Genomic DNA, 8243 nt, shown 5'->3' on the forward strand with positions numbered 1-8243 from the left:
GACGATTGCGGGACGCGTCTGGCGAAGCCGTGGCGGAAGGGGCGGAGTTCCGACGTCCCGAATGCGCTCGGCGTTCCGCGTGACCGGAACGGCGCCGAGCGACCAAAGCATTGTCGACGCGCCCGCCGTCCGGCAAGGGCGCCGCCCTGTCCCGCCGGCGGGACACCGTGACCCCCGCCCCGCACCCCGGATGACCTGCTCCTCGGGGCGCGACGCGGCCGGCCGACGGCCATTTCCCCCATGCGATCGCCGGGCTTGTACGGGGCCCGGGGCGCCGTTACGTTCGGCCGGAGCGAATTCCACGTACCGATGGTTCATTTCCCGGCCCGCCCGCACCGGCCCGATGCGCCGGACGATTCGGCTGCCGGGTGGTTCCGCGCTTCCAGTAGGAAATCTCGGAGGTCGTCGATCTTGTTGAACGCCGACACAATGCTGCCCCTGCTGGCAGCGCAGCGTGAGATCTGGTTCGCCGAACAGCGGCTGAGCGAGGGCAATTCGGTGTACCAGGTCGGCGAATACGTCGATGTGCAGGGCGCGTTCGACACGGAGACCTTCGAGCGCGCGCTGCGGTCGGTCGTCGCCGGCCTGGACACCGTGCACAGCCGCTTCCACCAGGACCGCGGCCGGGTCGGCCAGACCGTCCACCCGGACCGCCCCTGGGAGCTGCGCGTCGTCGACCTCTCCGGCGCCGCCGACCCGCAGGCCGAGGCCGACGCGTGGATGCGGCGGGAACTGGCCCGCCCGACCGACCTCGCCGACGGTCCGCTCTTCCGCTTCGCGGTGCTGCGCCTCGGCCCCGAGCGGCACCTGTGGTACCAGAACTACCACCACATCGCGATGGACGCCCACGGCTCCGCCCTGGTCTCGCGCCGGGTCGCCGAGGTCTACACGGCGCTCGCCGAGGGGCGCGACCCCGGCCCGCACCCGTTCGGCACGCTGCGCGCGCTCGCCGACGAGGAGGACGCGTACCGCTCCTCCCCGGACTTCCGGCGGGACCGCGACTTCTGGCTCGGGCAGCTGGGCGACCGGCCGGCCCCCTCCCCGCTCGTCAGCGGCTCCCGGGGGGCGGCCGCCGGCTTCCGCGGCGTGTCGCGCCGGCTGCCCGAGGAGCGGTTCGACGCCGTGCGCGAGGCCGCCCGCGGCGCCCGGGTGCCCTGGCCGGTCGTCGTCACGGCCGCCGTGGCGCTGCACGTCCACCGGCGGACCGGCGACGAGAACGTCCTCCTCGCCTTCCCGCTCTCCGCCAGGACGAGCCGGCTCTCCCGGCAGACGCCCGCGAACCTCGCCAACGTCCTGCCGCTGCCGCTCACCGTCCGCCCCGACACCACCGTCACCGCCCTGCTGGAGCACGTGGCCGAGCAGATGGCCGCGGCCGTCTCGCACCAGCGCTACCGCGGGGTGGACCTCCAGCGGGACCTCGGCACGGCCCACCCCACCTCCCTGCTGCCGGTCGTCAACGTCATGTCCCACCCCTACGACCTCCGGTTCGGCGCGGCGCGCGGCACGATGCGCAACCTCTCCTCCGGCCTCGTGGGCAACCTGCTCTTCATGATCTGGGACCGCCGGGACGGCCAGGGCCTCCAGATCGACGTCAACGGCCGCGACGACCTCGGCCTCGCCGACCACCGCGACGCGTTCACCGCGACCCTGGAGGCGCTCGTCGCCGCCGACCCGGCCCGGCCGGTCGGCGACGTCGGCGGCCCGGCCCCGGCCCCGGCTTCGGCCCCGGTCCGGGAGGAGCCGGCCGGCGCGGCCACCCTCCCCGGGCTGTTCGCCGCACGGGCCGCCGCCACCCCGGACGCCCCGGCGCTCACGGCGGACGGCACCACCTGGACGTACCGGGAACTCGACGAGCGGTCGAACCGGCTCGCCCGCGTCCTCGCCGCCCGCGGCATCGGCCCCGAGGACGTCGTCGCCGTCGCCCTGCCCCGCTCCGCGGACCTCGTCCTCGCCCTGCTCGGCGTGGTCAAGGCCGGCGCGGCCTACGTCGCCCTCGACCCCGACTACCCGCCCGCCCGCCTGGCGTACATGCTCGACGACGCGGCGCCCCGGCTGCTGATCACCACCACCGCCACCGGGGTCGGCGCCGACCGCGACCGGCTGCTCCTCGACGACCCCGGCCACCGCGCCGAGGCGGACCGCCACGACCCGCGCCCCCTGACCGCCGGCGAACGGCTCCGGCCGCTGGAGCCCGGCTGCCCCGCGTACCTCACCTACACGTCGGGCTCCACCGGCCGCCCGAAGGGCGTCGTCACCACCCACGAGAACGTCGTCCGCCTCTTCGCCGCCACCCGCGGCCCGATCGGCCACCGCCCCGACGACGTCTGGACGCTGTTCCACTCGGCCGCCTTCGACTTCTCCGTCTGGGAGCTCTGGGGCGCCCTGCTCCACGGCGGCCGGCTGGTCGTCGTCCCCTTCGAGGTGAGCCGCGCCCCGCAGCGGTTCCTGCGGCTGCTCGCCGACGAGCGGGTGACCGTGCTCAGCCAGACGCCCTCGGCGTTCCACCAGCTCATGGCCGCCGACCGGGAACTGCCCGAGGTGAGCCGCCGGCTGCGGCTGCGCACCGTCGTCCTCGGCGGCGAGGCGCTCCGGCCGGACCGCCTCGCCGACTGGCGCCGCCGCCACGGCGCCGCCGGCCCGGCGCTGGTCAACATGTACGGCATCACCGAGACCACGGTCCACGTCACCCACCTCGAACTGGGCCCCGAGCACGGCCCGGACAGCGTCATCGGCGTCCCGCTCGCCGACCTGACGGTCCGGCTCCTCGACGAGCGGCTGCGGCCGGTCCCGGCCGGCGCCGTCGGCGAGATGTACGTCTCCGGACCCGGCCTGGCCCGCGGCTACCTCGGCCGCCCGGGGCTCACCGCGCAGCGCTTCGTCGCCGACCCGCACGGGCGGTCCGGGGAGCGCATGTACCGCACCGGGGACCTGGCCCGCCGCGACCCGGCCGGCGGCCTGGTCTTCGCCGGACGCTCCGACGACCAGCTGAAGGTCCGCGGCTTCCGCATCGAGCCCGGCGAGATCGAGGCCGCGCTCTCCGCCTGCCCCGGCGTGGCGCTCGCCGCGGTCGCCCTCACCGAGGAACGGGAGGACGACCGGCGCCTGGTCGCCTTCGTCGTCGCCGAGGACGGCGCCGACCCCGCGCCGGAGGAGCTCAGGGAAGCGGTCCGCGCCCGCCTGCCCGAGTACATGGTGCCCGGCCGGATCGTCCGGACCGACGCCCTGCCGCTCACCGCCAACGGCAAGCTCGACCGCGCCGCCCTGGCCGCGCCCGCCGACCCCACCCCTATGCCCGTGCCCGCCGGCCCGGCCGGCGCCGACCCCGCCCCCGTCCGCGCCGGCGACGGATCCCCCTCCCGGCTCGACGTCATGCGCGCGCTCTTCGCGCTCGTCCTCGACGAGCCCGAGGTCGGCCCCGATGACGACTTCTTCGACCTCGGCGGCCACTCCGTGCTCGCCACCGCGCTGATCACCCGCATCCGGGCGACGTTCTCCGTCGAGGTGGACCTGCGCGTCCTCTTCGACGACCCCACCCCGCGCGCGGTGACCGCGGCCCTGGACGACGCCGGACTGGCCCGCCCGCCGCTGGTCCGGCGCGAGCGGCCCGCCGAGCTGGAAGCCTCGTCCACCCAGCGCCGGATGTGGTTCCTCCAGCAGATGGGCGGCCCCGGCGGCGCCTACAACATCCCCTCGGTCCTGCGCGTCGAGGGCCCCCTGGACGTCACCGCCCTCGGCGCCGCCCTCGGCGACGTCCTCGCCCGTCACGAGAGCCTGCGCACCGTCCTGCCGTACCGCGACGGCCGCCTCCTCCAGGAGGTGCTGCCGCCCGCCGCGCCCGCCCTGCGGGCGGTCCCCGTCACCGGGGCGGAACTCGGCGAACGCCTCGCCGCGGGCGCCCGCCGCCCCTTCGACCTCGCCACCGAACCCCCGCTGCGCGCCGAACTGTTCACCACCGGCGCCGACGCCCACGTCCTCCTCCTGGTCCTGCACCACTCCGCCTGCGACGCGCTGTCGATGCGGCTGATCGCCCGCGACCTCGACCGCGCCTACGCCGCCCGCGCCGCCGGCCGCGCCCCGCGGACCGCCCCGGCGCCCGTGCGCTACAGCGACTACACGCTCTGGCAGAACGAGCTGCTCGCCGCGGACGGCTCCGGCGGCGGACTCCTTGAGACCCAGGTGGCGTACTGGCGCGCACAGCTGGCCGGACTGCCCGAGCAGACCGAACTGCCCACCGACCGGCCCCGGCCCGCCGTCGCCTCCCACACCGGCGACCACCTCACCGTCTCCCTCGACGCCGCGCTCCACCGCCGCCTCGTCGAACTGGGCCGGGCCTCGGGCGCCAGCCTGTTCATGGTGCTGCACGCCGGCCTCGCGGCCCTGCTCTCCCGCCTCGGCGCCGGGCACGACGTCGCCGTCGGCAGCCCCGTCGCCGGCCGCCTCGACCAGGCGCTCGACGACGTCGTCGGCGCCTTCGTGAACACCCTCGTCCTGCGCACCGACCTGTCCGGCCGCCCGTCCTTCACCGAACTGCTCCAGCGGGTCCGCGAGACGGCCCTGGCCGCCTACGCCCACCAGGACGTGCCGTTCGAGTACCTCACGGACGTCCTCGCCCCCGAGCGGTCGCTCGCCCGCCACCCCCTCTTCCAGGTGATGCTGGGCCTCCAGGACACCGACCCCGCCGGCGAGTTCACCCTGCCCGGCCTCACCGTCTCCACCGAACTGGGCCGCACCGGCACCGCCAAGTTCGACCTCTTCCTCAACCTGGTCGAACGGCACGCGGCCGACGGCACCCCGGCCGGACTCGACGGCCACGTCGAGTACGCCGCCGACCTGTTCGAACCGGAGACCGTGCGCGCCCTCTTCGACCGGCTCGCGCGCCTGCTCGCCGCGGCCGCCGACGACCCCGACCGCCCCGTCGACCGGCTCGACCTCCTCGCCCCCGAGGAGCGTGCCCACCTGTCGGCCCCGGCCGCCGCCACCGCCGGCCCGTCCGGGACGACCGTCACCGCCCTCTTCGCCCGGCAGGCCGCCGCCACCCCGGCCGCGACCGCCGTCTCGGCGGACGGCGGCGCGCTCACCTACGCCGAGCTCGACGCCCGCTCCGACCGGTGGGCCAGCGCCCTGGCCGGGCACGGCGTCCGGCCCGGCGACACCGTCGCCGTGGCCCTGCCGCGCTCGCCCGAGTACGTGGTCGCGCTGCTCGCCGTCCTGAAGGCCGGCGCCGCCTACGTACCGCTCGACCCGCGCTACCCGGCCGCCCAGGTCGCGTCGATGCTCGACGAGACCCGGCCGCGCGCCGTGCTCGCCCTCCCCGGCGCCGGCGCGCCCGAACCGCCGGACACCGCGGCGCCCCGCCTGGCACCGGACGACCTCGACGCGGCGACCGGACCGGCGGCCCGGGACCCGCTCCCCGCCCCGCACCCGCTCTCCGCCGCGTACGTCATGTACACCTCCGGATCGACGGGGCGGCCCAAGGGCATCGTGGTGACCCACCGCGACGTCGCCGCCCTGGCGACCGACCCGGCCGTCGGCGACGGGGTCCGCCCCGCCGTCCTCCTGCACTCGCCCGCCGCCTTCGACGCCTCGACCTTCGAGATCTGGACCCCGCTGCTCCGGGGCGGCCGGCTGATCGTCGCGCCCGCCCACGACCTGGACGCCGAGGAGTACGCGGACCTCGTCGTCCGGCACCGGCCGGACGTGCTGTGGCTCACCGCCGCCCTGTTCGCCGTCGTCGCCGAGTACCGGCCCGACTGCTTCACCGGCGTCCGCCAGGTGTGGGCGGGCGGCGAGGAGGTCGCGCCGTCGGCGGTCCGGCGGGTGCTCGCCGCCTGCCCGGACACCGTCGTCGTCAACGGCTACGGCCCGACCGAGACCACCACCTTCGCCACCGCCCACGCCGTGCGCGCCCTCGCCCCGGACGCCCCCGCCGTGCCGATCGGCCGCCCGCTCGCCGGCACCCGCGCCTACGTCCTCGACGCCGGACTGCAACCGCTGCCCCCGGGCGCCACGGGCGAGCTGTACCTCGCCGGCGCCGGAGTCGCCCGCGGCTACCTCGGCCGGCCCGGACAGACCGCGGAGCGGTTCGTCGCCGACCCGTACGGCCCGGCGGGGGAGCGCATGTACCGCACCGGCGACCTCGCCCGCCGGACCCCGGACGGCACCCTGGAGTACCGGGGCCGCACCGACCGGCAGGTCAAGCTCCGCGGCTTCCGCGTCGAACCCGGTCAGATCGAGGCCGTGCTGCGGGACCACCCCGCCGTCGCCCAGGCCGTCGCCGGGGTCCGCCGCGAGGACGGCGGGGAACCCCGGCTGATCGCCCACGTCGTCCCGGCGAAGGGCGCCGAGCCCACCCCCGACGCGCTGCGCGCCTTCGCCGGGCGCCGCCTGCCGCAGTACCTGGTCCCGCACGCGTTCGTCCTCCTCGACGCCCTGCCGGTGACCGCGCACGGCAAGCTGGACCACGCCGCCCTGCCCGCGGCCGCCGACCGGACGGGCGGCCGCGCCCCCGCCGGACGGACGGAGCGGCTGCTGTGCTCGCTCATGGCCGAGGTGCTGCGGCGGGACGCGGTCGGCGCCGACGACGACTTCTTCGCCCTCGGCGGCGACAGCATCTGCGCGATCCGGCTGGTCAGCGCCGCCCGCGCCGAGGGACTCGCCTTCACCGTGCGCGACGTCTTCGCGCACCGGACCGCGGCGGAGCTGAGCCGGACCGCCGGCGCGCCCGAGGCCCCCGCGGACGGCGACACCGACGGCGCCACCGGCCCCGTCCCCGCCACCCCCGTCGTCCACTGGCTGCGCGAACGCGGCGCCCCGGTGCGCCGCTTCGCCCAGTCGCTGCTGCTGACCTGCCCGCCCGGCCTCTCCGAGGACGTCCTCGGGGCCGCCGCCCGCGCGCTCACCGACACCCACGACGCGCTCCGCCTCACGCTGACCGTCCAGGACGACGACTCCTGGACCCTGGAGATCCCCCCGCCCGGCGCGACGCCCGACACCGCGTCCGTCCACCGCGTCGACGCCACCGGCCTGGACGGGGACGCCCTCGCCGACCGGGCCCGCGCCGAGGTCGAGGCGGCGGCCGACCGGCTCGACCCGCACACCGGACGGAACGCGCGGCTCGTCTGGTTCGACCGGGGGCCCGGGGAGCCCGGCCGGCTCCTCCTCGTCGTCCACCACCTGGCCGTCGACGGGGTCTCCTGGCGCGTCCTCACCGACGACCTGGTGCGGGCCTGCACCCGGGCGGCCGCCGGCCTCGCGCCGGACCTCCCGCCGGCCGGCACCCCGCTGCGCCACTGGGCGCGGCGCCTCACCGCCCAGGCGACCCAGCCCCACCGGCTGGCCGAACTGCCCGCCTGGATGGACGTCCTCGCCGCCCCCGACCCCCTGCTGACGCCGAAGCCGGCCGACCCCGGGCTCGACCTCGCCGCCGACACCGTCGACACCGTCACCACGCTTCCCGAGGACGTCGTCGGCCCCCTGCTGACCACCGTCCCGGCCGCCTTCCACTGCGGCGCCGAGGACCTGATGCTGACCGCGCTCGGACTGGCGGTGGCCGCCCGGCGCCGCGAGGAGGGCGACGACCCGGCCGGCGGCGTCCTCGTCGACGTCGAGGGCCACGGCCGCGAGGACGTCGTCCCCGGCGCCGACGTCTCCCGCACGCTCGGCTGGTTCACCACCCTCCACCCGGTCAGGATCGACCCGGGCCCGATCTCCTGGGCCGAGGTGACCTCGGCCGCGCCGCGCCTCGGCGACGCCGTCAAACGGGTCAAGGAACAGGCGTGCGCCGCACCGGACGGCGGCATCGGCTTCGGGCTGCTGCGCCACCTCGCGCCCGGCTGCCGCGAGGTGCTGGCCCGCCTCGGCACCCCGCAGATCGGCTTCAACTACCTCGGCCGGTTCGCCGCCCCCGGCACCCCGCTGGGCGGCGAACCCGGCTGGGGCATGGCCCCCGAGGCGGTCATGGTGACGACCACCGACCCCGCCCTGCCCGTCGCCCACGGCCTGGAGGTGCACGCCCTCGTGCACGACGGCCCCGCCGGACCCCGGCTGACGGTCACCTGGAGCGGAGCGAGGCGGCTGTGGTCGCACGACGACCTCGCCGACCTCGCCGCGCGGTGGCGGACGGCCCTCGACGGCATCGTCCGGCACGCCCTGACCCCCGGCGCCGGCGGGCACAGCCCCTCCGACTTCCCGCTGGCCGGCCTGACCCAGAACGACATCGACGACGTCGAAGCCGCGTGGTGACC

General features: G+C 77.1%; 1 protein-coding gene. It reads left to right on the plus strand.

From position 1 onward, the window contains the following. The first annotated feature begins 414 nt into the window (after nt 1-414). Nucleotides 415-8241 (plus strand): amino acid adenylation domain-containing protein, encoded by a 7827-nt coding sequence (locus AB0E83_RS15465; protein ID WP_362110707.1) that lies wholly within the window; start codon nt 415-417, stop codon nt 8239-8241. Nucleotides 8242-8243: the final 2 nt, after the last annotated feature.

The sequence above is a fragment of the Streptomyces sp. NPDC035033 genome (assembly GCF_040636735.1).
Classification (GTDB): Bacteria; Actinomycetota; Actinomycetes; order Streptomycetales; family Streptomycetaceae; genus Streptomyces.